Raw genomic sequence first — 26,140 nt, 5'->3', positions numbered from 1 at the left:
CGCACGCCCCGTACAGGAGCCGTCGGCCAGGCTTGCGCCGCTAATCCGTCGCGATCGCGTTCAGCACGTTCATCCGGCCTGCCCGGAACGCCGGGATCAGGGCGGCGAACAGGCCCACGAAGGCCGAGCCGACGAAGACCGTGATGATCGTCGGCCAGGGGATCTCCAGGATCTTCAGGCCCTGCAGCGCGAGGAGTTTCTGAGCGGTCGCGCCCCAGCCCATGCCCAGGCCGAGGCCGAGCAGGGCGCCGAAGAGGGCGATCACCACGGACTCCAGGCGGATCATGCGGCGCAGCTGGCGGCGGGAGAGTCCGATGGCCCGCATGAGGCCGATCTCCCGGGTCCGCTCGACCACCGACAGGGCCAGGGTGTTGACCACGCCCAGGACCGCCACGATGATCGCGAGCGCCAGCAGACCGTAGATCATGTTCAGCAGCTGGCCGATCTGGTCCTTCAGCGCCTTCTTGTAGTCGGTCTGGTCACGCACGGTGAGCTGCGGGTAGTCGTCGTGCAGGGCCGACTTCAGGGCCTTGTACGCGGCGGCCTGCTGTCCGTCCTCGGCGGTGGCGAAGACCAGCTCGTCGAGCGGCATCTTCGCGGCCGGGACGTACTTCGCGAGTGTGGTGATCGACGTGTACTTGGCGCCCTGGTCGATCACGTCGTCGCTGCTGGTGATCGCCCGGACCGTGAGGTGGGCGGTGGCGCCGTCCTTGAACGCCACGGTGATCTTCGAACCGAGGTGGATGCCGTGGGCCTTGGCGAACTTCTCGTGGACGGACATCGAGTCGGGCAGGTAGGCGTCCTTGAGGTTCCCGGCGACGGTCTTCTTGCGCAGGTCGGTCGCGTAGGTCGGGTCGGCCGCGGTGATGTCGGTGTCCTTGAGCGTCTGACCGTCCGGCGTGGTGAAGTCGGCCTGGGTCGGCTTGTACTCGGTGACCCGTGCGAGCGCCGGGTTGTCCTTGATGAGCCGGACCGCCTGCGGTACGACACGCTGGCCGTTGTCCGCCTGGATGATGAAGTCCGTGCCGACGGTCTTGTCGAGCTGGTCGGTGGCGGAGGCGACCATGGAGGAGCCGACCACCGACAGGCAGGCCACCAGGGCCAGGCCGATCATCAGGGCCGCGCCGGTGGCGCCGGTGCGGCGCGGGTTGCGCAGCGCGTTGCGCTCGGCCATCCGCCCGACCGGACCGAAGATCCGCAGCAGGACCGCGCCGAGGACGCGGACCAGGCCGCCCGCGAGCAGCGGGCCGATGACCACGAACCCGATCAGTGTGAGGACCACCCCCAGGCCCAGCCAGCCGGAGCCGGCCTTGGCCTTGTCGGCGGTGGCGGCGACGTACAGGCTCCAGCCGCCGGCGCCGGTGAGCAGCAGGCCGAGCACGGCCCGGACCGCGCCGGCCCTGGCGTCGGCCGGGGCGCCCGCGTCGCGCAGAGCGGCCATCGGGGAGATCTTGCCGGCGCGCCGGGCGGGCAGGTAGGCGGCGAGGACGGTGACGATCACGCCGAGCAGCAGGCCCACGACGGGGGTCGTCCAGGCGATCGTCAGGTCGTCGGTCGACAGGTGCATGCCCATGCTGCCCATGAGTTTCATCAGGCCGACCGCGATGCCGACGCCCGCGCCGACACCGAGGACGGAGCCGAGGACGCCGAGCAGCAGGGCCTCGACCAGCACGGACCGGTTGACCTGTTTGCGGGACGAGCCGATGGCACGCATCAGGCCGATCTCGCGGGTGCGCTGGGCGACCAGCATGGAGAAGGTGTTGATGATCAGGAAGATGCCGACGAGGAAGGCGATCCCGGCGAAGCCGAGCATCGCGTACTTCATGACGTTCAGGAAGCTCTCGACGCTCTTCTGGTTGGCGTCGGCGACCTCCTTGGCGGTCTGCACCTTGTAGCCGTGGCCGAGGGCGGCCGTGACGTCCTTCTTCAGCTGGTCGTCGGTCACCCCGTGCGCGGCGGTGACGTTGACGTTGGTGTACACGCCGGTCTGTCCGACCAGGGTCTGCTGGGCGGTCGTGGTGTCGAGGTAGAAGATGGCCGCGCCGGGGTTGGTGACCTTGAAGGCGGCGATGCCGGACACGCGCGCGTGGTGGGTGCCGACGACCGAGATGATGCCGATGTCGTCACCGATCTTCAGGTGGTGCTTGTCGGCGGTGTCCTCGTCGACCATGACCTGGTCCGGGCCCTTCGGCGTCGTACCGGAGGTGACCTTCATGGTGCGGGCGTCGTTGCCGTTCCAGCTGCCCACGATGGTCGGGGCGCCGCTGCTCGGCGAGAGTTTGTCCTTCTTGGCGTCGATCACGGTGACCGAGGTGGAGAACACCGTGCCCTCGGCGGACCGGACGCCCTTGGTGCCGCGGACCGTGCCGACCACGGAGGCGGGCATCACCGGCGGCTTGCCGGTGCGGGAGACCGTCTCGCCGGTGTCGGAGGAGCCCTTCGCGCTGACCGTCACGTCCGACGACGTGGCCTGGAACAGCTTGTCGAACGTGGTGTTCATGGTGTCGGTGAACACCAGCGTGCCGCACACGAACGCCACCGACAGCAGGACCGCGACCGCCGACAGCGCCATCCGGCCCTTGTGCGCGAAGAAGTTGCGCATCGAGGTCTTCAGGACGGTCATGACGTACGCCCCCGGGCGTCGAAGTCTTTCATGCGGTCCAGGACCTGATCGGCCGTCGGCTGGTACATCTCGTCGACGATCCGGCCGTCGGCGAGGTACAGCACGCGGTCCGCGTAGGAGGCGGCCACCGGGTCGTGCGTGACCATCACGATGGTCTGGCCGAGTTCGTCCACCGAGCGGCGCAGGAAGCCGAGAACCTCCGCCCCCGCGCGCGAGTCGAGGTTTCCGGTCGGCTCGTCCCCGAAGATGATCTCCGGGCGGGCGGCGAGCGCGCGGGCCACGGCGACACGCTGCTGCTGTCCGCCGGAGAGCTGGGTCGGCCGGTGCTTGAGCCGCCCGGCGAGACCGACGGTCTCCACCACGCGGTCCAGCCACGCCTTGTCGGGCTTGCGGCCCGCAATGTCCATGGGCAGCGTGATGTTCTCCAGCGCGTTCAGCGTCGGCAGCAGGTTGAACGCCTGGAAGATGAAGCCGATCCGGTCCCGGCGCAGCTGGGTGAGCTTCTTGTCCTTCAGGCCGGTGATCTCGGTCTCGTCCAGGTAGATCTGCCCGGAGGTGACGGTGTCGAGGCCGGCGAGGCAGTGCATCAGGGTGGACTTGCCGGACCCCGAGGGGCCCATGATCGCGGTGAACTGGCCGCGGGCGATGTCCACGTCGACCTGGTCGAGGGCGACGACACGGGTCTCCCCCGACCCGTAGGCCTTCACGACCTGCCGCGCCCGCGCGGCAACGGCCGTAGTCCCTCCAGTGCCCCCGTGCCTGGGAATGGTCACAGCCGATGTCACGGTATGTCTCCTATGTCGGTTGACAGGTCGATGGGTGGTGCCCGGTGCGCCGCGGTGGCGCCTGGTCCGGTGTCGATGAGTCTGGCGGTCGGCGGGGGTGTCGCGCGCTGGTGCGAAGCCCCGTCTTGCCCTGGGGAAAACCCCACCCCCTGCGGTGCGGTAGCCGCCCCCCAGCGGCGTAAAGCCAGGTTAAGGACCACCCCGGGGCGGTCTCCTCCTCCGCCGGAACGAACCCGCCCCGGGACCTGGTACGGAGACACCCCTAGGGGTCCTCCACCCCGGGGCGGAGCCCGCCTCGGGGTCGCCTCCACCCTTCGACGCCCCGAGCCTCCACCCTCCCGTCGCAATCCAGAAGGTGCCGCGCGAAGCGCGCCGTCGAGGGGTGGTGGTCGGGCGACGGGCGGGCCAAGTGCCGCTGCTCGTGGCAGGCTTTCGGGGCGCAGATAGCTGCAAGGGGCACGGGGTAGGTTCCGGCAGGGAGCCGGGGAGTCCGGAAGCCCGGAGCCCGGGAGTTCCGGGAAGCATGGGGAGGGATGTGCGGTGGGGAGTACGACACCCGCGATACGCGGCGGCGCCGACCGGCGGCAGGACACCCGGCGGCGCGGAGCGGTCGTCGCCGCGCTGATGCTGGCGATGGCACTGGCGGCGCTCGACTCCACCATCGTCTCCACGGCCGTACCGCAGATCGTCGGCGACCTCGGCGGATTCTCCGTCTTCTCCTGGCTGTTCTCCGGCTATCTGCTCGCCGTGACCGTCTCGCTGCCCGTCTACGGCAAGCTGTCCGACACCTTCGGCCGCAAGCCGGTGCTGGTGGTGGGCGCGGCCGTGTTCCTGCTGGGTTCGCTGCTGTGCGCGGCGGCCTGGAACATGGCGGCGCTGATCGCGTTCCGGGTCGTCCAGGGCCTGGGCGGCGGCGCGTTGCAGGGCACCGTGCAGACCTTGGCCGCCGATCTGTACACGCTGGAGGAACGCCCCAAGATCCAGTCGAAGCTGTCCACGGTGTGGGCGGTGTCGGCGGTCGCCGGGCCGGGGCTCGGCGGAGTGCTCGCCGCGTACGCCGACTGGCGCTGGATCTTCCTGGTCAACCTGCCGATCGGGGCCGCCGCGCTGTGGCTGGTCGTCCGTCATCTGCACGAGCCCGCACGGGAGCTGCCGGAGAACCCCGGGAACGACACGGCACGCGCGCGCGTGGACTGGGCCGGCGCGCTCGCGGTGTTCGCGGCCGGCGGGGTGCTGCTGACCGCGCTGGTGCAGGGCGGGGTCGCCTGGCCGTGGCTGTCGGCGCCGTCCCTGGCGCTGTTCGCCACGGGCCTGGCGTTGGCCGGGGTGGTGGTGTGGGTGGAGCGGCGGGCGGCGCAGCCGATCATCCCGGGGTGGGTGTGGCGGCGCCGGACGATCGCGGCCGTCAATCTGGCGCTCGGCGCGCTCGGGCTGCTGATGGTGGCGCCGAGCGTGTTCCTGCCGACGTACGCCCAGTCGGTGCTCGGACTCGCGCCCGTGGCCGCCGGTTTCGTGCTGTCGGTGTGGACGCTGAGCTGGCCGGTGTCGGCGGCGCTCAGCCAGCACGTCTACCGGCGCATCGGCTTCCGCGACACCGCGCTGCTCGGCATCGGTCTCGCGGCGCTGATCCTGTTCGCGTTCCCGTTCCTGCCGTATCCGGGGTCGTGGTGGCAGCCGACGCTGCTGATGCTGCTGCTGGGCGGCGCGCTGGGCCTGTTCCAGCTGCCGCTGATCGTCGGCGTGCAGTCGACGGTGGGCTGGTCGGAGCGGGGCACCACGACCGCGTCGGTGCTGTTCTGCCGGCAGACCGGACAGACCCTGGGCGCCTCGCTGTTCGGCGCGGTCGCCAACGGGGTGCTGGCGGCGCGCCTCGGCGGCGCGGGCGACCTGGACTCCGTCACGCGCGCGTTGGACGCCGGTACGGCCCCTGAGGCGACGCGGCGCGCGATCGCCGGCGCGGTGCACGCGGTGTACCTCGGCGCGGCCGGCGCGGCGGCCCTGGCCTTCCTGGTGCTGCTCCTGCTGGCTCCGCGCCGCTTCCCGGTGCGGAGCGAGTGAGCACGCGCGCGCGTGCCGCGAGTGGAGCGGGCCGGGGTGCACAAAAGGCCTGGTTAACGCGGGTAACACCCCGGGCGGGGCGGCGTTTTGACGTAGTAAGCGCATACCGACCGGCCAGTTCGGTGAAAACGCAGCGCGGCCCCGGTACCCGCGAGTAGCGTGCGTGGCTCCGCCCACCCCCCACCTCCCTGCGGTCCGCCGCCACGGACCCGAGCCACGCAAGGAGCCCCGGGATGACCTACGACCCGCCGCATCCCCCGCATCTCACCTACCCCTGGCAGCCCCCGCCGCCCGAACCGCCGCGCACCCACCGCCGCCCGCCCCGCGAACCCGTCGGCCACCACGGCGATCTGCGCGTCCTGCGCGGCGCCTACCGCCGGCAGCGGCGCATCGCCACACTCACCGCGCTCGGCTACTTCACCCTGTTCCTCGTCCTGTCCGCGTGCGCGCCCGGCGTCATGACGCGCACGGTCGCCGACGGTGTCCCGGCCGGCCTGCTGCTCGCCCTGCTCCAGCTCCCCGTCACCTGGCTCGCGATCGCCCTGTACGAGCACACCGCGCGCGTGCACGTCGATCCGCTCGCGGACCGCATCCGCGCGGAGGCCGAACTGGACGCCCGGCGCGGAGCGCTGCGATGACCGCCGCCGCCTCGCCGGCCGTCTGGGGCTCCACCGGATTCAGCGCCGGAGCCCAGTCCATGTCCCTGGTCGCCTTCTCCACCGTCGCCACGGTGACCCTGCTGCTGTGCGTGATGACCGGCCCCGACCGCGACGACCTCGACGCGTTCTACACCGGCTACGGCTCCCTGTCCCCGCTGCGCAACGGCCTCGCCATCGCCGGCGACTACATCTCCGCCGCCACCGTCCTCGGCACCGGCGGCGTGATCGCCCTGTGCGGCTACGACGGGATCGTCCTCGCCCTCAGTACGGCGCTGTCGCTGATGCTGCTGATGTTCCTGCTGGCCGAACCGCTGCGCAACGCGGGCCGGTTCACCATGGGCGACGTGCTCGCCCGCCGGCTGCCGGGCCGCGGTGTGCGCATCACGGCGTGCGCGGTGACGATCGCCGCGCTGCTGCCGCTGATGCTGGTCCAGCTCGCCGGGACCGGCCAGTTGATGGCGTTCATCCTGGGCTTCTCCGACGAGTCGCTGAAGACGGCGTGCGTCGTCGGACTGGGCGCCCTGATGATCGCCTACGCGGCGATCGGCGGCATGAAGGGCACCGCCCTCATCCAGATCCTGAAGATCGTGATGCTGGTCGGTTCGGGCACCGTGGTCGCCGTTCTGATCCTGCACCGCTTCGACTGGGACCCGGGCGCCCTGTTCTCCGCCGCCGCGCGGCAGAGCGGCGCCGGGCCCGCGTTCCTGCATTCCGGCCTGGAGTTCGGCACGTCGGCCCGGTCCCGTCTCGACATGATCGCCTCCGAGCTGACCGTCGTGCTCGGCGGCGGCTGTCTGCCGCACGTCACCATGCGCATGTACACCGCCTCCAGCGCCCGCCAGGTGCGCCGCTCGATGTCCTGGGCCGTGTCGATCGCCGCCGTGTTCGTCCTGGTCATCACGGTCGTCGGCGTCGGGGCCACCGCCCTGGTCGGTCGTACGGCGATCGCCGGCGCCGATCCCCAGGGCAACACCGCGTATCTGCTGGGCTCCCGGGCGGCGTTCGGCGCGGACGTGTCGACCGCGCAGACCCTCCTGTTCACCATGGTCACCACCGCGATCTTCCTGACCCTGCTCGCCTCGGTGGCCGGGATGATCCTCGCCTGCGCCAACTCCCTCGCCCACGACGTCTTCGCCGCGCACATGCGGGAGATGCCGCCCCGGCGCGAGATGGCCCTCGCGCGCGTGTCGGCGCTCGCCATAGGCGTGCCGACGATCCTGCTCGCCACGCTGGTGCAGCACCACAGCCTGCAGCCCCTGGTGACGCTCTCCTTCTGCCTGGGCGCCTCGGCCATCGCGCCCGCCCTGGTCTACGGCCTCTTCTGGCGCCGTTACACCCGCGGCGGGCTGCTGGCCACGCTGATCGGGGGCACGCTGACCGTGCTGCTGCTCATGCCGGGCACCAATCTGGTCTCCGGCTCACCCCTCGCGGCCTTCCCGCACGCCGACTTCAACTGGTTCCCGTTCACCACGACCGGCATCGTCTCCATCCCGGCCGGTTTCCTCTTCGGCTGGCTCGGCACGCTGGCCTCCGGCCGGGCGAAGGCGGAGCAACAGCGGCGCCAGTACGAGGCGGTGGAGGGGTGGATCCTGGCGGGGGTGGTGCGCATGGGGAGTTGAGGGGCGTACCGGGCGGCCCGGACGCTACTCCAGGGCCGCCCTGCCCGTCAGCGAGATCAGGCTGCTGCGGACGTGATCCATCTGCGCCCGTACGTCGTCCCAGGTCTCCCCGTGCTCGCGCAGCACCCGTTCCGTCTCGCGGGCGATGTGCTCCTCGCGCACGCGCGCGCCGGCGATGATCTCGACGGCACGCGCGCGTGCCTCCTCCTGGATGCGCCGCGCCGCCTCCTCGGCCTCCCCGAAAGCCCGCTTGGCCTCGGACAGCGCCGTCTCGGCCCTGCTCACCCGCTCGGCGTGCCGGGCGTCCAGCGCGGCGGCCCGCTCGGCCTCCTCACGCTCGAACTCGGCCCACCGCTCGGCATGCTCCCGGGAATGCTCGGAGAGCATGCCGGTGGTGCGCTGCCGTACTTCGCGCAACGCCGCGAGCGCCTCTGTGCGCCCTTCTTTCACTTCGCGCCGGGCGCCGATGCGGATGTCGTCGGCCTCGGCGCGCGCTGCGAGAAGGCACTGACGGGCGCGTTCGTCGGCTTCCGCGCCGAGCGCGTCCGCGGCTTCGCACGCCTCCCGACGCAAGCTCTCGGCGCGCGCCTCGGCCTGCGCGACCTGCTCGCGCGCTTCGCGCCGCGTGCGCTCACGGAGATCCGCCGCCTCTTCCTGCACGAGCTGGAACAAGCGCCGCGCAGGCTCCCCGAGCGTCTCGTACTCCTGTGGTGCGAGCTGGGCGACGACCTCGCGCATCCGCACGGCCTCCGCCTCCATGTCCCGGGCGAGCACGGTCAGCCGCGCGGCGCGCTCCCACGCGGCGTCCCGGTCATGCGACAGCGCCCGCATGAAGGCGTCCACCTGATCGGGGCGGTAGCCGCGCCCCCGAACGGTCACGAAGCCGTGCGGCGGCATCGATGCACTGCTCACCCTGGGGACCCCTCTCCACCGGACATTCACGACATACACGACGGGATGATTTCGCGCACATCTTGATGGATCGGGCGTAAGCGTTCATAACGCGACACTCCGCAGTCACGTCACGTATGAACTCCTGCACTTCGCGATCGGTGTGGCGGGTACGGCGGCTACAGCACCTCCTCCTCACCAGTGATGATCACGCTGCGAACGGGCGCGAGCTCCGCCAGACGCGCCGCGTCCTCAGCCGTCGCACGCCCCTCCGGGGAGGCGAACGCCGCGCGCAGATCGTCCAGGGAGTCCCACTCCAGCGCGGCGACCAGGTGGTACGGCCCGCCTCCGCGCACCGCCACCGTCTCCCGGCCCAGCGTGTAGCGGCTCAGTCCGGGCAGCCGACGGCCGAGCGGGATATGCACCTCCCGGTAGTGCCGGTCGAACGCCTCGGGGTCGGCCGGGGACTCGTACAGGGCGAGGAAACGCGCGGTCATCGTGCCGCCCTCCCGTACCGCGTGAGGACAGCAGCCCCCACCCGTTCGGCCGACAGACACTCCGACCCGGCCGGCGGACTCCCGTCCGGGCCGGACACGACACTTTCCAGGGTGATGAACTCGGTGACGACGACACGCACGGCAACGGTCCCTTCTCTCGGTTGCTCACCGGTACCTACCGGTGACACCGCCCGGACTCATCACTCCAGGGGAGACCAGTTCAGAGTGCGCCGGCCGCAGGGGCAGGGGACGCGAACGCGGACAGTACGCGCGGGTCTGCGAACACCACATTGCGCGCGACCCGGCCGCCGGCGACCGTCAGCACCTGGACGGTGTGCCGACGGTGGCCGCCGCCGGACTCCGGCACGTACGCCGCGAGCGCCGGTTGGCCGTTGGCCGCCGTACGCTCCACACGCCAGCCCGTCCCGCGCAGCGCGAACACCCGCTCCATGAACAGGCCGTAGTCCCGCCGGCCCCGGTACCACAGCGGCACCGGCGGCATCTCCAGGACCACGTCCTCGGTGAGCAGCCGTACCAGCGCCGGCACATCGGCCGCCTCGAAAGCGCGCACGTAACGAAGCACCACCGCCCGCACCCCGGGATCGTCCGGCTCGCCGACCTCCCCGATCACGCCCCCGCGCGCGAGGGCAGCGCGCGCCCGCTGCAACGCGCTGTTCACGGCCGCCACCGACATGCCCAGCTGCTCGGCGACCTCGGCGGCCGAGAACTCCAGCACCTCGCGCAGCACCAGCACGGCCCGCTGCCGCGCCGGCAGCCACTGCAGCGCCGCCACCAGCGCCAGCCGCAGATCCCCGCGCGCCTCCACGTCGAACCGCGCCTCCGGGAACGGCTCCAGCCAGGGCACGTCGAGCGCCGGCGTCAGCGGCGCCCCGGGATCGTCGGAGGGCGCCCCCAGCCCGGACGGCAAGGGGCGGCGCGCACGGCTCTCCAGGGCGTTCAGACAGGCGTTGGCCGCAATGCGGTACAGCCAGGTCCGCACGGACGCGCGAGCCGGGTCGTACCGGCCGCGGGCCTTCCAGGCCCGCAGCATCGTCTCCTGTGTCAGGTCCTCGGCCTCGTGGAACGAGCCCAGCATGCGGTAGCAGTAGGCGAGCAGTTCACCCCGGTACGACTCGAAGTCCACCCGACCATCATGCCCTTCACGCACGCGCGTGAAGGGCATGAAGCGCTCGCACCCGGGCGGCGCGCGCTACAGCAGCCCGTCCCACATCTGCTCCAGCAGCACCGACCACCAGCTCTCGGGCGAACCGAGCGCCGCCGGGTCCAGCGCGGCCAGCTGCGCCTGGAAGTCGACGGTCCAACGGCCCGCCTGCTCCTGGTTCAGCCCGAACCTCAGCCGCCACATCCGGCCGAGCAGCGCCAGGCAGCGCGCGAACTCCGGCAGCCCGGTGTTCACGAACTGCGGCGGCACCGGAGCACCGCCCGGCCCCGCCTCCACGGGGACGGCCACGATGTTCGCCGTGCCGTACTGCACACAGATCGCCTTGCCGAAGTCGGTGCCCATCACCAGGTACGAGCCCGCGTCCGCCGCCGGCTGCACCCCGCGCTCGGCCGCCAGCTCCGCCAGCGTCGGCACCGGACGGCCCGGCTGGGCCTGCGCCCAGAAGAACGGGCCCATGTCCACCGGCAGGCCGGCCACGACCAGCGTGTGCGCCACGACCGGCGGCACTCCCTGCCGCGACACCGCCTGCTGCTCGAACCGGAAGACCCCCGGCCCGAACGCCGCCGCCAGCTCCTGCGCGATGCCCTCCGGCGGCACGGGCGGCGCGGCCTGCACCGGCGGCAACGGCGCACGCACCGGCGCGGGCCGCGCTGGCCCGTCCGCCACCTGGTGCAACTCGCCCTGGTGCGCCAGCAACTGCTGCATCCCCTGCTGCCGGCTCGCATGGTCCGTGCCGTACGGCGCGATACTCGCGATCCGCGCCTGCGGCCACTGCTCCCGGATCATCCGCGCGCAGTAGGCACCCGGCAGCTCGCACGACTCCAGCTCCGTGTGCAGCTCCAGCACCTGGTCCGGCGGCACGTTCATCGCCCGCAGCTCATGGAAGATCTGCCACTCCGGGTGCGGCGTACCCGGCGCCGAACGCCGGATCAGCTGCTGCTCCGAGCCGTCCTGCGCGCGATAGCGCAGCACCGCCTGATAGCCAGGGCCCACCGTCGGCTGCCCCTGCTGCGGATACCCGTACGCCGGCTGCCCCGGCGCAGGCGCGCCCGGCGGCATCGGCTGCGGAGCACCCGGAGGCATACCGGGAGCGCCCGGAGCACCGAGTGCGCCCGGGGCGGGCGGCGGAGGAGGCGCGCCCGGGCCCGCCACCGGCGGCGCGGCCAGCATGGTCTCCGCATGGTGCACGGCACCCCGGCCACCACCCGGCGCCCCGGGAGCCCCAGGGGCACCCGGAGGCTGCGGCGCGCCAGGCGCGGGAGGCATGCCCGGAGCGCCCGGAACCGCGGGGGCCCCGGGTACGGGAGGCATGCCCGGGGCGCCCGGACCGGACTGCGCGCCCGGCGTACCCGGAAAGCCCGGGGCGCCCGGCGGCTGGGGGGCGCCCCCGCCCAACTGACTGGGATCGGCAAGCATCGTGGCCGCCTGGTGCACGTTCCCCGGAGGCGCGGCAGGCGGATTGGGGGCGCCCGGAGCACCCGGCGCCTGCGCCCCGCCCGCACTCCCCGGGCCGGCCGGCGCACCAGGTGCACCCGGAACGCCCGGCCCCGCAAGCCCCTCCGGCCCGAGCGCCGACGCGAGCTGCGTCGGCACGTACGCGCCCGCCGACGCACCCGGCGCGGGCGGCGGCGTCGCACCACCCGGCCGCGCGCCCGGCGTACCAGGGGCACCCGGCGGCGGAGGCGGCGCACCCGCCCCACCGCGCGCCCTCTTCGGTGGCGGTGCCGCCTTGCTCGTCGCGGCGTCCGCGATGTCCCCGGCGTTCGACGCGAGCGGCCGCCCGGACGTACCCGGGTCCGCCGGAGCCTGCGGCGCGTTCGGCGCACCGCCCGGCGCCTGCGGGTAGCCGTACCCCGGAGCCCCCTGCGGATAGCCGTACGAAGGGGCGCCCGGAGGCGCGGGCGGAGGCGCGCTGCCCGGCGGCACGCCCGGCGCGCCCGGCGTGGCGGGGGGCGGGAGAGGGGCGCCGGACGCCGACGGGTAGCCGGGTACGCCCGCCGGAGGCGTGCCAGGAGCGCCCGGCGCCTGCGGATAGCCGTACGGGGGTACACCCGGCGACGAAGGCGGAGGCGCGCTGCCCGGCGGCACACCCTGCACGCCCGGCGCGCCCGGCGTGGCGGGCGGCGGGAGCGGAGCGCCGGACGCCGACGGGTAGCCGGGTACGCCCGCCGGAGGCGTGCCAGGAGCGCCCGGCGCCTGCGGATAGCCGTACGGGGGTACACCCGCCGGCGCAGGCGGAGGCGTGCTGCCCGGCGGCACACCCGGCATGCCCGGCGCGGCAGGAGCCGCAGGCGCCCCGAGTGCCCCAGGCGCGCCCGGCGCGTACGCGACACCGGGTGCCCCCGGCGCGCCACCCGGGGCGGACTGACCGCCCTGCACACCCGGCAGCTGGGACGCGTCCAGCGCCGGTGCGACCGCCGTCGGCGGCAGCTGGCTGCCTCCCGACATCAGCGCCGTCTTCGCCTCCGGCGTGGACACCGGCGGCCGGGGAGCCTCGTCGGGATCGCTCAGCGGGGGCGCGAACACCGTCGCGGGCAACGGCACGGAACGGTCGTCGTCGCCGGAGTCCGCGTTCGTGTCCGTACCAGCCCACGGCGTGGCGCCCACCGGCACATCCGCCGCCGGAACACCCACCGGACGCGCGTCCCCGGAAGCGGGCGCCCCGGGCACGCCGGGCACACCTGGCCCCCCCGCCGGCACCCCGGCCTGCGTCTCCGCAAGCCCACCGCCACCGGCACCCGAACCCACCGCACCCGCGCCGGACGAAGCCACCGCGCCGGCACCGGCGCCCGCACCAGAACTCACGCCTCCCGCACCGACACCAGCGCCCGCACCGGAGTTCACACCCCCGGCGCCAACACCCGCACTCGCGCCCGCGCCCGCACCGGACTCACCCTCCGACCCCGCCGACCCCTGCAGCCCCTGCGGCCGCCGCTCCCCGATGCCCAGCTTGTCCGCCGCCTCCTGCAGCCACTCCGGAGGAGTCAGCAGGAAGGACGTCTGGTTCAGGTCGACCCGGGCGGGCGCCGGTGCCGGAGACGCGTCCTGCGGGCCGTCAGGACCGCCGTACTCCTCCTCGAACCGGCGGATCACCTCACCCACCGGCAACGCCGGCCACAGCGTCGCCTCCCCGCTGTCCCGCGCGATGACGAGCCGCTGCGCACCCGCGTCCGAACGCGGACCCTCCGCCCGGTCCTCGCCCCACACCACGAAACCCAGCTCGAACTCCCGCACCCGCACCTCACGATGCTGGTACGCCGGCACATCGCCGTTGATCCACTCCTCGGCGCGCTCCTGCGCCTGCGCGTAAGTCACCATCGCCTGAAGCTCACTCCCCCACCGGACCGGACGACATCGGACCGGACGACGCCGAACCGGACGACACCGGCACGACACGGGCGAAGCCACCGTCGACCATCAGATTCGCCACCGTCTCCAACTCCGGCGGACTGCCCGCCAACCGCGACAGGAACGCGTCGAAATCCTCACCCGCCGACACCAGCAGACGCTCCACCCGCTCCGCAGGCGACCACGACGGATCCACGTCCCGCACATCGTCGTACGCGCAGAACCACACCGAACCCGGCCGCTCACCCTTCACCTTCACCGCGAGCAGACCACCCTGCACGAACGCGACACCCAGGTAGTCCTTCGTCAGATGGTCGCGCAGACACTTGTTGACGTACACCAGGTCATTGACCGCCGCCTCGTCCCGCACCGTGAAGAACGGCTGGTCCACCAGCAGACCCAGCTCGGCATCCAGCGCCGTACCCACCGGCGCACAACCGCCCGCCGCCTTCAGGAACGAGCGATACGCACCCGGAAGCCGGTAGCCGAGATCCTCCTCGACCCCCTGCACCTGCGACTCCGTCACCGCCACACCCGACTTCGGCAGCCCGAAATGCGCCGGCCGCGTCTCCTGCAACGGCCGCGTCCCCCGCTTGCCATGATCCACCGGCGCCGTCGCGATCCCCCCGTGATGCCGCAACAACGCCTTCACCTCGACCGGAACCAACTCCAACCGCCGCGTGCCCGCCACGTGATGCCACGTCCAGCCATGCGGCGTCGCCACATCCGGCACCGTGTCCCACAACTCGTGCTCCGCCGCCGCCAGAGCCGCATTCGCCGACACGAAGTCCGTCAACCGCAACTCGTCGACCCCGAACCCGTCCGGCGGCTCGGCAATCTCCACCGCCACGCGCGCGTACGGCGAGAAATCCGGGTAACCCCGCTCGTCGACCCGTACCCCTCTCGGGTGACGCGCCGCCCGGACCGGATCCGGGAAATGCACGACCTGCCCGGCATAGGCCGCGTTCGGCGGCGCGGCTTGCTGCCCGAGCCGACCTGTCGTCATGACGGTTGCCCCCTGCGGCGTTCTCTCTGGCCCTTAAGCGCTGGCCCTTAAGCGGCGGTGTCGATCGCGGATGCCGACAGCCTATGCGGTACACGCACCCCGGTCACCGGCCCACCGCATCCCCGGAGAAACCACCCCTCCGCTTCCGCCACAACCCCGGAAAATCCACCCCCAGCCACCGCCACACCCCCCGCAAACCCCCCTCCGCCTCCACCACACCACCCAACAACCACCCCACCCCCTCCACCTCCGTGACCAGCCGTCACCCCACCGTCACGACCAGCCCCGACCCTGGCGTGTCGCACCGCCCCAGCTTCCGCACAAGCCACGGCATTTGGCACCCTGTGTCCTTCGGGGGACGCCCGGGGAGGGGAAAACGATCATGAATACCTTGCACCACGGAGGTACCGACGTGCGCTCCGGCGACCCCCGCATCGACTGGAGCGGCACCGACACACCCCCCACCCCCACCCTCCGCCACCGCCGCGACGGCATCCTGCCCACCATCGCCGCCGCCCTCTCCGTCCGCGGCGCCACCCTCACCGGCACCGCCGCCCGCGGCGACACACCCCCCACCCTCCACCACCTCGTCCAAGACTTCCTCGACACCCTCACCAGCGCCCAACGCGACCGCTTCACCGGCCGCTGCGCCGAAACCATCCTCATCTCCCGGCACATCACCGCCGCCGACGCCACCCGCAGCAAACGCGCCGCCCGCAAACCCATGACCAACGGCGAAGCCCGCAAAGCCCTCAAACACGCCAAACTCACCGCCCGCCGCATACGCGAGGACGGCGACCCCCTCCACGGCAGCTTCGCCACCCCCTGCCGCGCCTGCACCGCCCTCAGCGCCCACTTCGGCGTCCACATCGTCGACCCCACGGCAACCGACGGCTGACCACCACCGTCACCCCCAGAACGACCACGCCAGCACGACGAACGAAGGGCAGATGCACCCCGACCGCGCCACCACCACACGCTTCCCCGTCCCCGTCGACGCCGCCCTACGCGCCGCCGGCTGGCAACCCGGACGCTGGGACATAAAGCAGGCCGAGATCTGGGCCGACGCCCTACGCGAACACACCTCACCCGCCGGCCACCGCCACACCGTCTTCCCCGCCGCCGTCGAAGCCTGGGCCGAATTCGGCGGACTCCACATCACCCCCGGCGGACCCGGCCGCCAGATCGCCCCCGCCACCCTCCACCTCGACCCCCTCCACGGCCGCCACCTCGCCCGCACCCTCAGCGACCTCGGCCGCGCCCTCGGCACCGAACTCTGCCCCCTCGGCACCGAGACCGACACCACCACCGCCCTCGCCATCGACACCGAAGGCCGCATCTACGCCCTCGACCACACCGGCGACTGGTACATCGGCCCCGACATCGACCACGCCCTCACCACCCTCATCACCGGCATCGAACCCGTACGCCTCACCGCCGGCTGACCCACCCCCGAACAACCCGGACCTACGCCGCCGGAATCACCGCCGACACCCGAAAACCCCCCGCATCCGTCGGCCCCGACACAAACACCCCACCCAACCCCACCACCCGCTCCCGCATCCCCACCAGACCATTACCCCCCGACGGCAACCCCACCGCCCCCGCCGAACCCGGCTCCGGCGGCGCCTCGTTCTCCACCTGCATCGCGATCTCCGACACCCGATGCGCAAGCCGCACATGCGTCTTCGCACCCGCCGCATGCTTGTGCACGTTCGTCAACGCCTCCTGCACCACCCGATACGCCGTCTGCTCGATCACCGCCGCATACGACCGCACCTCCCCCACCACCGACAGATCCACAACCATCCCCGCCGCCGCCGACTGCCCGATCAACTCATCCAACTCCGACAGACACGGCCCCTCACCAGAACCCACCTCGTCCACCACCCGGGACGCCGCCGCAGCAGCCGCCTCCCGCACCGCCGCCAACGGCACCCCCCCACCCCGCCGACCACCCACATCCTCACCAGCCCGCAACACCCCGAGCATCTCCCGCAACTCGGTCAACGCCTGCCGCCCCATATCCCCCACCAACGCCGCATTCCGCACCGCCTTCTCCGGATCCTTCCGGGCAACAGCCTGCAAAGCAGCGGCATGCACCACCATCAACGACACCCGATGCGCGACCACGTCATGCATCTCCCGCGCGATCCGCGTCCGCTCCTCATTACGCGCCCACTCGGCCCGCTCCTCAGCCCGCTCCGCCAGCAACTGAAGCTCCCGCTCCAGACTGTCCGCCCGCTCCCGCAAGCTCTCCATCAACCGCCGCCGCGCCCCCACATACAGACCCAGCAACAACGGCGGAGCCGTCAGCCCCAACGACGTCGTCACCGCCGCGAACGGCACGAACCAGTCACCCAGCGTCAGATCACCACGCGCCATGCTCTGCCGCACCCGCACGAACGTCACGATCATCGTGCCCAGCAACGACATCCCCGCCAGCGCACCGATGACCCGCCGCGGCAGCTCACACGACGCCAGCGTGTACAGGCCGACGATCCCCATCAGGAAACCCATCTCGGCCGGCGTGATCGCAATGGAGACCAGCACGACAGCGATCGGCCACTTCCGCCGCACCAACAGCACCGAACCGGCGATCAGCCCGAACACGACCCCCAAGGACACCGGTATCCCCGCGTCCCGCGCGAACGGAATCCCCTCCGCGCCACACTCCAGGGCCGACACCAGCGCGAGACTCCCGTCGAGCACCGCACTACGCCACCTGGCCCACCACCACGGGCCGGTCACGCCCCTGGTGGTCTCTTCCCCCGTCACGGTCATGCAACCAGCCTACGGGCGACCGGTCCGCCATTTCCGGCGACTTTCCCCACCCGCGACCCACCACACTCCGTGATCGAACGACCTCGAAACGGACCGATATCCCTCGAACAGGTGAACCGGTCCCGTTCGACCCCGGAATGGATCATTCCGCCCGGACGGTATGCGTATGACACATGCACCTGGCAAATATGCCGACTTCGAGGGGCTGCGGGAGCGGGCGGTGGCCTTGCGGCGGGCGGGCTACAGCCTCCGGCAGATCCGGGACGAGCTGAAGATCTTCAACAACGACATCCTCAATCAGCTGGTGAAGGGGGAACCGCCACCGGAGTGGACGAAGCGCCCGAACGCGAAGGACGACCTGCGGGCGAAGGCCCGGGACCTACGACTCCAGGGCTGGACCTACGACCAGATCGAGGCGGAGCTGGGCTGCTCGCGCAGTTCGGTGTCACTGTGGGTCCGGGATCTGCCGAGGCCGGAGCCTCGCTACACACCGGAAGAACAGCGAGCACTCATGCAAGAAGGCCTGGCAAGGCGCCGCGCGGCCGAGAACGAGAAGCGCAAAGAGACGAGGCTGGCAGCCCACAAGGACATCGGCGACCTGACGGACCGCGAGCTCTTCGCGGCCGGAGTGGCGCTCTACTGGGCCGAGGGCTCGAAGAGCAAGCCCTACGACCGCCGCGAGCGCGCGATCTTCGTCAACAGCGACCCAGGGGTGATCCGGACGTACCTCGCTTGGCTCGATCTGTTGGATGTGGACCGGGAGCGGCTGAACTTCAGACTGCTCATCCACGAGTCGGCGGACGTGGACGCCGCGCACCGCTTCTGGGCGGCCGTCGCCGACGTGGACCCGTCAGTCTTCGCCAAGCCGACGTTGAAAAAGCACAACCCGAAGACCGTCCGCAAGAACACCGGAGACGACTACCACGGCTGCCTTGTCATCGGCGTAGCCAGAAGCGCCCACTTGTACAACCGCATCGAGGGCTGGTGGGCCAGAATCGTGGCCCAGGCCGAGGCTCGTCTCGGGTAAGGTCTGAAGCGCCGTTCCCCCGTGGTGTAACAGGCAGCACACTAGATTTTGGATCTAGCAGGACAAGGTTCGAATCCTTGCGGGGGAGCCACGGCACACAAGACCTAATTTCGGGCCCTGACCGGTACGTGACCTCACCGTCCAGGGCCCGCTCTCATGTCCCCCCGGAAACACCCCGGTATCCTGCGGCTGTATCCCCACTCACCCCCAGCCGAAGGGCAACCCCGTGAGCGCCATTCGCCCCGCCGCCGTCGTCGTTCTCGCAGCGGGTGAGGGCACCCGTATGAAGTCGGCCACACCGAAGGTCCTGCACCAGATCTGCGGCCGTTCCCTCGTGGGCCATGTGCTGGCCGCCGCCCGTGAGTTGGACCCCCAGAACCTCGTGGTCGTCGTAGGACACGCGCGCGAGCAGGTCGCCGCCCACCTGAACGAGATCGACCCCGGCGTACGCACCGCCGTGCAGGCCGAGCAGAACGGGACCGGGCACGCCGTGCGGATGGGTCTGGAGGAGCTGGGCGGGGCCGTGGACGGGACTGTCGTGGTCGTCTGCGGGGACACGCCCCTGCTCACCGCCGACACTCTGCAGCGGCTCGCCGAGACCCACGCCACCGATGGCAATGCCGTGACCGTGCTGACCGCCGAGGTGCCGGACGCCACCGGGTACGGTCGTATCGTCCGCGACGAAGTGACCGGTGCCGTGACCGCGATCGTCGAGCACAAGGACGCCACCGACGCGCAGCGGTCGATCCGGGAGATCAACAGCGGGGTGTTCGCGTTCGACGGGCAGCTGCTGGCGGACGCGCTGAAGAAGGTGCGGACGGACAACAGTCAGGGGGAGGAGTACCTGACTGACGTGCTGGGGATTCTGCGGGAGGCCGGGCATCGTGTCGGTGCCTCCGTGGCCGGCGATCACCGGGAGATCGCCGGGATCAACAACCGGGTGCAGCTCTCCGAGGCGCGGCGGATTCTCAACGACCGGCTCCTCACTCAGGCGATGCTGGACGGAGTCACGGTCATCGACCCGGCCACCACTTGGGTGGATGTGACCGTCACCTTCGAGCGGGACGCGATCGTGCATCCGGGGACGCAGCTCATCGGTGCCACGCACATCGGCGAGGGTGCCGAGGTCGGGCCGAACAGCCGGCTGAGGGACACGCGGGTCGAGGCGGGGGCGCGGGTGGACAACACGGTGTCCGACTCGGCTCACGTCGGTCCGGGGGCGTCCGTCGGGCCGTACGCCTATCTGCGGCCTGGTACCCGGCTCGGTGCCAAGGGCAAGATCGGTACGTACGTCGAGACGAAGAACGCGTCGATCGGGGAGGGCACGAAGGTGCCGCATCTCTCGTATGTCGGTGACGCGACGATCGGTGAGTACACCAACATCGGTGCGGCCAGTGTGTTCGTGAACTATGACGGTCAGGACAAGCACCACACCACGGTCGGGTCGCATTGCCGGACGGGTTCGGACAACATGTTTGTGGCTCCTGTCACGGTCGGGGACGGTGCTTACACCGCTGCCGGGTCTGTGATCACGAAGGATGTGCCGCCCGGTTCGCTGGCCGTGGCCCGTGGTCAGCAGCGGAATATCGAGGGTTGGGTGGCTCGGAAGCGGCCGGGGAGCGCGGCGGCGAAGGCGGCCGAGGTGGCGTCCCGGCGGGGCGAGAGCGAGGACTGACCGGAATCGTGTGCGCCAAACACGGCGTACCGTGATAAGTGCACATCCGCACGCGTGCACCCGCATCCCTACCAGCTGGTTCGGCCTTTCATGCCCGACGGGAGGCCGTACGAGCAGCCGGCTGGATGAGACAACCTCTGAGGAGACTGTGCTGTGACCGGGATCAAGACGACCGGCGAGAAGAAGTTGATGTTCTTCTCCGGCCGCGCCCACCCCGAGCTTGCCGAGGAGGTCGCCCACCAGCTGGGTGTCGGGGTCGTCCCGACGAAGGCCTTCGACTTCGCCAATGGCGAGATCTATGTTCGGTATCAGGAGTCGGCGCGTGGTGCGGACTGTTTCGTGATCCAGAGCCACACGGCTCCGATCAACCAGTGGATCATGGAGCAGTTGATCATGCTGGACGCGCTGAAGCGTGCGTCGGCTCGCTCCATCACGGTGATCGTGCCGTTCTACGGTTACGCGCGGCAGGACAAGAAGCACCGGGGTCGTGAACCGATTTCGGCGCGTCTGATCGCGGATCTGATGAAGACGGCGGGTGCGGATCGCATCCTGACCGTGGATCTGCACACCGACCAGATCCAGGGCTTCTTCGATGGTCCGGTGGATCATCTGTTCGCGTTGCCGCTGTTGGCGGACTATGTGGGCGAGAAGGTGGACCGGGACAAGTTGACGGTCGTGTCGCCGGACGCGGGCCGGGTGCGGGTGGCGGACCGTTGGTGTGACCGGCTGGGTGCGCCGTTGGCGATCGTGCACAAGCGGCGTGACAAGGACGTGGCGAACCAGGTGACCGTCCACGAGGTCGTGGGTGAGGTCAAGGGTCGCGTGTGTGTGCTGGTGGACGACATGATCGACACGGGTGGCACGATCTGTGCGGCTGCGGACGCGCTGTTCGCGCATGGCGCCGAGGACGTGATCGTCACGGCCACGCACGGTGTGCTGTCGGGTCCGGCGGCGGACCGGTTGAAGAACTCGCGGGTGAGTGAGTTCGTGTTCACGAACACGCTGCCGACGCCGGGTGAGCTGGCGGTGGATCTGGACAAGATCAAGGTGCTGTCGATCGCTCCGACGATTGCGAGTGCGGTGCGTGAGGTCTTTGAGGATGGTTCTGTGACCAGCCTCTTCGACGAGCAGTGAGGTTTCTGCAGGCCGGCCTTCGGGGCTAGCTGAAGATCCTTTTGGGTGCGGCCTTCCTTGCCGAGTAGACTGACGAAGTTGCTCGGCGAGGGAGGCCGTACGCGTGTGTACGGCGGTCCGTTATCGACGCGCTCTTCGTAGCAGGCCGTTCGTGGCCGGGTGACCCCGTCCGTTTCCGCCTCTACGAGGAGTGATCAGTATGTCCGAGGTGAAGCTCACCGCCGAGACCCGCACCGAGTTCGGCAAGGGTGCGGCCCGTCGCATCCGCCGTGACAGCAAGGTTCCGGGTGTTCTGTACGGCCACGGCTCCGAGCCGCTGCACCTGACTCTGCCGGGTCATGACCTGCTGCTGGCGCTGCGTACGCCGAACGTCCTGATCTCCCTGGACATCGACGGCAAGACCAACGAGCTGGCGATCCCGAAGGCTGTGCAGCGTGACCCGCTGAAGGGCTTCCTGGAGCACGTCGACCTGCTGCTGGTCAAGCGGGGCGAGAAGGTCACGGTCGAGGTTCCGGTGCACACCGAGGGCGAGCTGGCCCCGGGTGGCAACCTGCTGGAGCACGTCCTGAACACGCTGCCGGTCGAGGCCGAGGCCACGCACATCCCCGAGGCTGTGACGGTTTCCGTGGAGGGCCTGGCGGCCGGTGCGTCCGTCCACGCCAAGGACATCACGCTGCCGAACGGCGTGACCCTGGCCGTCGAGGAGGACGCGGTCGTGCTGCAGGTTCTGCAGGCGCAGGCCGAGGAGACCGAGGGCGAGGCCGCCGCCGAGGGCGAAGAGGCCGCCGAGGCCTGATCCTCGCTGTCAGTCGGCAATCCGGTCAGCCGCTGCTTCCTTCCGGGGAGCGGCGGCTGGCGCGTATCAAGGAGACATGGACGTGACCACCCCTGCCAGCACTGATCCCTGGCTGATCGTCGGGCTCGGCAATCCCGGGCCGGAGTACGCCATGAACCGGCACAACGTCGGGTTCATGGTGGTGGACCTGCTCGCGGAGCGGATCGGGGGGAAGTTCAAGCGGGCGGGCAAGGCGCAGGCGCAGGTGTTGGAGGGGCGGATCGGTCCGGCGGGGCCGGGGAGCCGTCGGGTGGTGTTGGTGAAGCCGATGTCGTTCATGAATCTGTCGGGGGGTCCGGTGAACGCGCTGAAGGACTTCTACAAGGTGCCGGTGGCGAATGTGGTCGCGGTCCATGACGAGTTGGACATCGACTACGGGGTGCTGCGGTTGAAGCTGGGTGGCGGGGACAACGGGCACAACGGGCTGAAGTCGATGACGAAGGCGATGGGGGCGGACTATCACCGGGTGCGGTTCGGGATCGGGCGGCCGCCGGGGCGGATGCAGGTGGCGGATTTCGTGCTGAAGGATTTCTCGTCGGCGGAGCGCAAGGAGCTGGATTACTTCGTGGACCGGGCGGCGGACTCGGTGGAGTGTCTGGTGTCGGAGGGGCTGGAGCGGGCAAAGAGCGCGTACAACTCCTGACATGTGCTTGTACGGCGGACAGTGAGGTTGACCGCCCGTGCGGGTATGGCCAATGATCCCGGCCATGCCTGCCACCTCCAGCACTGCCCGTAAGGGTTCCGCTCGTCAGGTGTCCGTGTCCGCGTTGCGCTTCGGGCGGCTCGCGGCGATGGGCGCGGTCGCCGCGTTGATTCTGTTCGCCGGGGTGTGGGGTTCCTGGGGGACGGCGCAGCACGTGATGCTGGCGAAGGGGCGGGAGGCCGGTACGGTCCGGGTGACCGGCTGTTCGGGGAGTACGTGTGCGGGGCCGTTCACGCCGGTGTCGGCGGGGGCGCGGGCACGCGCGCGTGTGGAGCTGCCGGAGTCTGTCGCGGTGCGCAAGGGGCAGACGTATGACGTCGTCCTGAAGCCGGGTACGTCGGAGGCGGTGCGGTCGGGGCCGGCGGGGATCCTGTATGCGTGGGTGCCGCTCGGTGGGGCGCTGTTGCTGGCCTCGGTGGTGGTCGCGGGCGGGATGCGGCTGACGCGGGTGGCGTGGGTGCTGGGGCTGTCGGGTGTGGGGTTGCTGACGGCGGCGTTCGTGGCGGTGCAGTGAGGTGTGGACGTGAGGGTGCCCCCGGGGTCGTGCGACCTCGGGGGCACCTTTTTTCGTGGCTGGTCAGCCGGTGTTGCGCAGGCCTGCTGCCACGCCGTTGACGGTGAGGAGCAGGGCGCGGGAGAGCAGCGGGTCGGCTTCGGCGCCGGTGGCGGCCGCGTCGCGCTGGCGCTTGAGCAGGGTGACCTGGAGGTAGGAGATCGGGTCCAGGTAGGCGTCGCGGATGGTGAAGGTCTGTCGCAGGGCGGGCTGGGCGTCCAGGAGTTCTTGTTCGCCGGTGACCCGCAGGACTTCGCGGACGGTCAGTTCGTGTTCGGCCCTGATGGTGTCGAAGACGTGCTTGAGGTCGTCGGGGACGAGGGTGTCGACGTAGTGCTGGGCGATGCGCAGGTCGGTCTTCGCGAGGGTCATCTCGACGTTGGAGATGAAGTTCTGGAAGAAGTGCCACTGTTCGTGCATCTCGTCGAGCACGGTGTCGAGGCCGGCCTCGCGCAGGGCCTTGAGGCCGGAGCCGACGCCGAACCAGCCGGGGACGATCTGCCGGGACTGGGTCCAGCCGAAGACCCATGGGATGGCGCGCAGGCCGTCGAGTCCGGCGCCGGAGTCGGGGCGCCGTGAGGGGCGTGAGCCGAGGTGGAGGTCGGCGAGCTGGTCGACGGGGGTGGAGGCGAAGAAGTAGGCGGGGAGGTCCGGGTCCTCGACCAGGCGGCGGTAGGCGGCGTGCGCGGCGTCGCTGACGACGTCCATGGCGGCGTCCCAGCGGGCCAGGGCTTCGTCGGACTGGCGGGGGGCGGTGTGCAGGGCGGAGGCCTGGAGGGTGGCGGCGACGGTGAGTTCGAGGTTCTCCCGGGCGAGGGAGGGGATGAGGTACTTGTCGGAGATGACCTCGCCCTGTTCGGTGACCTTGATCTCGCCTTCCAGGGTGCCCCAGGGCTGGGCGAGGATGGCGTCGTGGGAGGGGCCGCCGCCGCGGCCGACGGTGCCGCCGCGGCCGTGGAACAGCCTCAGCCGCACCCCGTACCGATGCGCGACGTCGCGCAGGCGGCGCTGGGCGCGGTGGATCTCCCACTGGCTGGTGGTGATGCCGCCGAACTTGGAGGAGTCGGAGTAGCCGAGCATGACCTCCTGGACGTCGCCGCGCAGTGCGACCAGGCGCCGGTAGGACGGGTCGGAGAGCATGTCCTCCAGGATGGTGTCGGCGGCCTTGAGTTCGTCCGTGGTCTCCAGCAGGGGCACGATGCCGATCTTGGCCCAGCCGGCGTGGAGGTCGATGAGGCCGGCTTCGCGGGCGAGGACGGCGGCGGCGAAGACGTCGTCGGCGCCCTGGCACATGGAGATGATGTAGGACTCGATGACCTCGGGGCCGAAGACTTCCAGGGCGCGCTTGACGGTTTCGAAGACGCCGAGGGTCTTGGCGCCGGCGGCGTCGACGGGGGCCGGGGTGGGGGCGAGGGGGCGGCGAGAGCGCAGTTCCTTGGCGAGGAGCTTGGCGCGGTAGTCGCGGGGCATGTCGGTGTAGCGCCAGGACTCCTCGCCGAGGCGGTCGAAGAGCTGGCCGAGGGCGTGGTGGTGGGCGTCGGCGTGTTCGCGGACGTCCATGGTGGCGAGCTGGAGGCCGAAGGCGGCGAGGGTGCGGATGACGCGGCCGAGGCGGCCGTCGGCGAGGAGTCCGCCGCGGTGTTCGCGCAGTGAGGTCTGGATGAGTCGGAGGTCGCTGAGCAGTTCGCCGGTGCCGAGGTAGTCGCGGCCGTCCTGGTGCGGGGTGCCCTTGGCGAGGCGCTGCTTGGTGTTCTCCAGCTTCTGCCGGATGCAGGTGGCCTTGAGCCGGTAGGGCTCCTCGGCGTTGAGGCGCTTGTAGCGGGGGCTGATCTCGGGGAGGCGCTCCAGGTCGGCGTCGAGGGAGTCCAGGAGTTCCTGGGTGGCGCCGGCGTAGCGGATGGAGTTGGAGAGCAGGCCGCGCAGTTCGTCGATCATCTCCAGGGCGTCGTTGATGCCGTGTTCGTGCTGGAGGATGAGGACGTCCCAGGTGACCTGGGGGGTGACGTTGGGGTTGCCGTCGCGGTCGCCGCCGATCCAGGTGCCGAAGGTGAGGGGCCGGGTGTCGTCGGGGAGCTTGACGCCGACGCGTTCCAGTTCGGCGGTGAGGTCTTCCAGGACGTCGCCGACGGCGTCGGCGTGCAGCTCGTCCAGGTAGTAGATGGCGTTGCGGGCCTCGTCGGCGGGTTCGGGGCGTACGACGCGCAGTTCGTCGGTCTGCCAGACGAGGTCGATGTTCTCGGCGAGGCGGACGTCGTGGCGGCGGCGGTCGGAGTCGAGGACGGGGGTGTCCAGGAGGGCTGCGATGCGCCGGAGCTTGTTGAGGACGGAGCGGCGCGCGGCCTCGGTGGGGTGCGCTGTGAACACCGGGCGGACGTTGAGGTGCTGGACCGTCTGGCGCAGGTGTTCGGGGTCGGCGTCCTTGAGCCGGTCGGCGGTGCGGGCGAGCAGGCCGCCCTCGGCGGCGCGGCGGGCGCGCAGTTCGCGGCCGCGGTGCACCTGTTCGGTGATGTTGGCGAGGTGGAAGTAGGTGGAGAAGGCGCGGACCAGCTTGGCGGCGGTCTGCAGTTCGGTGCCGCGCAGCAGTTCGGCGGCGGCCTCGCCGTCTTCTCGGGTGAGGCGGCGGACCTTCTCCACCAGGTCGAGGAGCTCGGGGCCTTCCTGCCGTACGAGGGTCTCGCCCAGGAGATCACCCAGTCGGCGGATGTCGGCGCGCAGCTCGCTGCCGGTCGTGGTGGTCTGGTCGTCGGCACTGCTCACAGG

At 71.0% G+C, this 26,140-nt stretch carries 20 protein-coding genes and 1 tRNA gene; 12 read left to right on the top strand and 9 right to left on the bottom strand.

Going from position 1 to position 26,140, the window contains the following annotated elements; all coding sequences use genetic code 11:
* Positions 1-40 precede the first annotated feature (40 nt).
* Both O1G22_RS24890 and O1G22_RS24885 read right to left on the bottom strand, forming a co-directional pair.
* On the bottom strand, positions 41-2,623 hold the full coding sequence (locus O1G22_RS24890) for an ABC transporter permease (protein WP_270083348.1): 2,583 nt from the start codon (positions 2,621-2,623) through the stop codon (positions 41-43).
* Entirely contained in the window at positions 2,620-3,408 is a 789-nt protein-coding gene (locus O1G22_RS24885) for an ABC transporter ATP-binding protein (RefSeq protein WP_225099119.1), read from the bottom strand. The genes O1G22_RS24890 and O1G22_RS24885 overlap by 4 nt, the downstream gene beginning before the upstream one ends.
* Before the next feature lie 540 nt (positions 3,409-3,948).
* Here O1G22_RS24885 and O1G22_RS24880 point away from each other — a divergent pair.
* From O1G22_RS24880 to O1G22_RS24870, 3 genes are all read left to right on the top strand, one after another.
* Positions 3,949-5,466 carry an MFS transporter gene (locus O1G22_RS24880; protein ID WP_270083347.1) on the top strand — a complete coding sequence of 506 codons (1,518 nt, stop codon included), beginning with the start codon at positions 3,949-3,951 and terminating at the stop codon, positions 5,464-5,466.
* A gap of 233 nt (positions 5,467-5,699) precedes the next feature.
* Positions 5,700-6,104, top strand: coding sequence for a DUF485 domain-containing protein (locus O1G22_RS24875; protein ID WP_270083346.1), 405 nt, complete (start codon positions 5,700-5,702; stop codon positions 6,102-6,104).
* On the top strand, positions 6,101-7,744 hold the full coding sequence (locus O1G22_RS24870; RefSeq protein WP_270083345.1) for a sodium/solute symporter: 1,644 nt from the start codon (positions 6,101-6,103) through the stop codon (positions 7,742-7,744). Before O1G22_RS24875 ends, O1G22_RS24870 begins: the two co-directional genes overlap by 4 nt.
* Positions 7,745-7,768: 24 nt before the next feature.
* Here the strand turns inward: O1G22_RS24870 and O1G22_RS24865 are convergent, their stop codons facing one another.
* The 5 genes from O1G22_RS24865 to O1G22_RS24845 form a co-directional block, all read right to left on the bottom strand.
* Positions 7,769-8,641, bottom strand: coding sequence for a cellulose-binding protein (locus O1G22_RS24865; protein ID WP_270086527.1), 873 nt, complete (start codon positions 8,639-8,641; stop codon positions 7,769-7,771).
* Between the two features lie 173 nt (positions 8,642-8,814).
* The gene (locus O1G22_RS24860) at positions 8,815-9,132 is read right to left on the bottom strand and encodes an EthD family reductase (protein ID WP_270083344.1); all 318 of its coding nucleotides are present in this window, start codon (positions 9,130-9,132) and stop codon (positions 8,815-8,817) included.
* 220 nt (positions 9,133-9,352) lie between these two features.
* On the bottom strand, positions 9,353-10,276 hold the full coding sequence (locus O1G22_RS24855) for an RNA polymerase subunit sigma-70 (protein ID WP_270083343.1): 924 nt from the start codon (positions 10,274-10,276) through the stop codon (positions 9,353-9,355).
* 66 nt (positions 10,277-10,342) lie between these two features.
* Positions 10,343-13,633 carry an SUKH-4 family immunity protein gene (locus O1G22_RS24850; protein ID WP_270083342.1) on the bottom strand — a complete coding sequence of 1,097 codons (3,291 nt, stop codon included), beginning with the start codon at positions 13,631-13,633 and terminating at the stop codon, positions 10,343-10,345.
* Between the two features lie 10 nt (positions 13,634-13,643).
* Positions 13,644-14,669, bottom strand: a complete 1,026-nt coding sequence (locus O1G22_RS24845) for an SMI1/KNR4 family protein (RefSeq protein ID WP_270083341.1) — start codon at positions 14,667-14,669, stop codon at positions 13,644-13,646.
* 382 nt (positions 14,670-15,051) lie between these two features.
* Here O1G22_RS24845 and O1G22_RS24840 point away from each other — a divergent pair, with 382 nt between their 5' ends.
* Both O1G22_RS24840 and O1G22_RS24835 read left to right on the top strand, forming a co-directional pair.
* Positions 15,052-15,567 carry a YwqJ-related putative deaminase gene (locus tag O1G22_RS24840; protein WP_270083340.1) on the top strand — a complete coding sequence of 172 codons (516 nt, stop codon included), beginning with the start codon at positions 15,052-15,054 and terminating at the stop codon, positions 15,565-15,567.
* Positions 15,568-15,619: 52 nt separating this feature from the next.
* Complete coding sequence (locus O1G22_RS24835) at positions 15,620-16,114, top strand: SUKH-3 domain-containing protein (protein ID WP_270083339.1); 495 nt, start codon at positions 15,620-15,622, stop codon at positions 16,112-16,114.
* 22 nt (positions 16,115-16,136) lie between these two features.
* Here O1G22_RS24835 and O1G22_RS24830 read toward each other — a convergent pair whose 3' ends face one another.
* The gene (locus tag O1G22_RS24830) at positions 16,137-17,453 is read right to left on the bottom strand and encodes a sensor histidine kinase (protein WP_270083338.1); all 1,317 of its coding nucleotides are present in this window, start codon (positions 17,451-17,453) and stop codon (positions 16,137-16,139) included.
* Between the two features lie 166 nt (positions 17,454-17,619).
* On the opposite strand from O1G22_RS24830, the gene O1G22_RS24825 reads away from it, so the two are divergent.
* The 7 genes from O1G22_RS24825 to O1G22_RS24795 all read left to right on the top strand — a co-directional run bounded on the left by O1G22_RS24825 (position 17,620) and on the right by O1G22_RS24795 (position 23,341).
* A complete protein-coding gene (locus tag O1G22_RS24825) occupies positions 17,620-18,480 on the top strand; it encodes a helix-turn-helix domain-containing protein (RefSeq protein ID WP_270083337.1) in 861 nt (286 codons plus the stop codon).
* Between the two features lie 15 nt (positions 18,481-18,495).
* Positions 18,496-18,571, top strand: a tRNA-Gln gene (locus O1G22_RS24820).
* A 135-nt stretch (positions 18,572-18,706) separates the two neighbouring features.
* Complete coding sequence (glmU, locus tag O1G22_RS24815) at positions 18,707-20,155, top strand: bifunctional UDP-N-acetylglucosamine diphosphorylase/glucosamine-1-phosphate N-acetyltransferase GlmU (protein ID WP_270083336.1); 1,449 nt, start codon at positions 18,707-18,709, stop codon at positions 20,153-20,155.
* A gap of 153 nt (positions 20,156-20,308) precedes the next feature.
* Positions 20,309-21,289, top strand: a complete 981-nt coding sequence (locus O1G22_RS24810; RefSeq protein WP_225099133.1) for a ribose-phosphate diphosphokinase — start codon at positions 20,309-20,311, stop codon at positions 21,287-21,289.
* A gap of 199 nt (positions 21,290-21,488) precedes the next feature.
* The gene (locus O1G22_RS24805) at positions 21,489-22,085 is read left to right on the top strand and encodes a 50S ribosomal protein L25/general stress protein Ctc (RefSeq protein WP_270083335.1); all 597 of its coding nucleotides are present in this window, start codon (positions 21,489-21,491) and stop codon (positions 22,083-22,085) included.
* A gap of 76 nt (positions 22,086-22,161) precedes the next feature.
* The gene (gene pth / locus O1G22_RS24800; protein ID WP_270083334.1) at positions 22,162-22,767 is read left to right on the top strand and encodes an aminoacyl-tRNA hydrolase; all 606 of its coding nucleotides are present in this window, start codon (positions 22,162-22,164) and stop codon (positions 22,765-22,767) included.
* Positions 22,768-22,819: 52 nt separating this feature from the next.
* Positions 22,820-23,341 carry a hypothetical protein gene (locus O1G22_RS24795; protein WP_270086526.1) on the top strand — a complete coding sequence of 174 codons (522 nt, stop codon included), beginning with the start codon at positions 22,820-22,822 and terminating at the stop codon, positions 23,339-23,341.
* 63 nt (positions 23,342-23,404) lie between these two features.
* Here O1G22_RS24795 and ppc read toward each other — a convergent pair whose 3' ends face one another.
* On the bottom strand, positions 23,405-26,137 hold the full coding sequence (gene ppc / locus O1G22_RS24790; protein WP_270083333.1) for a phosphoenolpyruvate carboxylase: 2,733 nt from the start codon (positions 26,135-26,137) through the stop codon (positions 23,405-23,407).
* Positions 26,138-26,140 lie beyond the last annotated feature (3 nt).

Origin of the sequence: Streptomyces camelliae (genome assembly GCF_027625935.1) — a bacterium.
In the GTDB taxonomy this organism is placed as follows: Bacteria; Actinomycetota; Actinomycetes; order Streptomycetales; family Streptomycetaceae; genus Streptomyces; species Streptomyces camelliae.
The sequence above is the reverse complement of the archived record's forward strand: the minus strand, read 5'-3'. Positions and strand labels throughout refer to the sequence as shown.

Excerpts from the sequence above, each read along its gene's own strand:
- O1G22_RS24805 (WP_270083335.1), top strand. The coding sequence starts at position 21,489 with ATGTCCGAGGTGAAGCTCACCGCCGAGACCCGCACCGAGTTCGGCAAG.
- O1G22_RS24875 (WP_270083346.1), top strand. The coding sequence starts at position 5,700 with ATGACCTACGACCCGCCGCATCCCCCGCATCTCACCTACCCCTGGCAG.
- O1G22_RS24830 (WP_270083338.1), bottom strand. The coding sequence starts at position 17,453 with ATGACCGTGACGGGGGAAGAGACCACCAGGGGCGTGACCGGCCCGTGG.
- O1G22_RS24845 (WP_270083341.1), bottom strand. The coding sequence starts at position 14,669 with ATGACGACAGGTCGGCTCGGGCAGCAAGCCGCGCCGCCGAACGCGGCC.
- O1G22_RS24840 (WP_270083340.1), top strand. The coding sequence starts at position 15,052 with ATGAATACCTTGCACCACGGAGGTACCGACGTGCGCTCCGGCGACCCC.
- O1G22_RS24870 (WP_270083345.1), top strand. The coding sequence starts at position 6,101 with ATGACCGCCGCCGCCTCGCCGGCCGTCTGGGGCTCCACCGGATTCAGC.
- O1G22_RS24825 (WP_270083337.1), top strand. The coding sequence starts at position 17,620 with ATGACACATGCACCTGGCAAATATGCCGACTTCGAGGGGCTGCGGGAG.
- O1G22_RS24865 (WP_270086527.1), bottom strand. The coding sequence starts at position 8,641 with ATGCCGCCGCACGGCTTCGTGACCGTTCGGGGGCGCGGCTACCGCCCC.
- O1G22_RS24890 (WP_270083348.1), bottom strand. The coding sequence starts at position 2,623 with ATGACCGTCCTGAAGACCTCGATGCGCAACTTCTTCGCGCACAAGGGC.
- O1G22_RS24795 (WP_270086526.1), top strand. The coding sequence starts at position 22,820 with ATGATCCCGGCCATGCCTGCCACCTCCAGCACTGCCCGTAAGGGTTCC.
- pth (WP_270083334.1), top strand. The coding sequence starts at position 22,162 with ATGGACGTGACCACCCCTGCCAGCACTGATCCCTGGCTGATCGTCGGG.
- O1G22_RS24835 (WP_270083339.1), top strand. The coding sequence starts at position 15,620 with ATGCACCCCGACCGCGCCACCACCACACGCTTCCCCGTCCCCGTCGAC.
- O1G22_RS24850 (WP_270083342.1), bottom strand. The coding sequence starts at position 13,633 with ATGGTGACTTACGCGCAGGCGCAGGAGCGCGCCGAGGAGTGGATCAAC.
- O1G22_RS24860 (WP_270083344.1), bottom strand. The coding sequence starts at position 9,132 with ATGACCGCGCGTTTCCTCGCCCTGTACGAGTCCCCGGCCGACCCCGAG.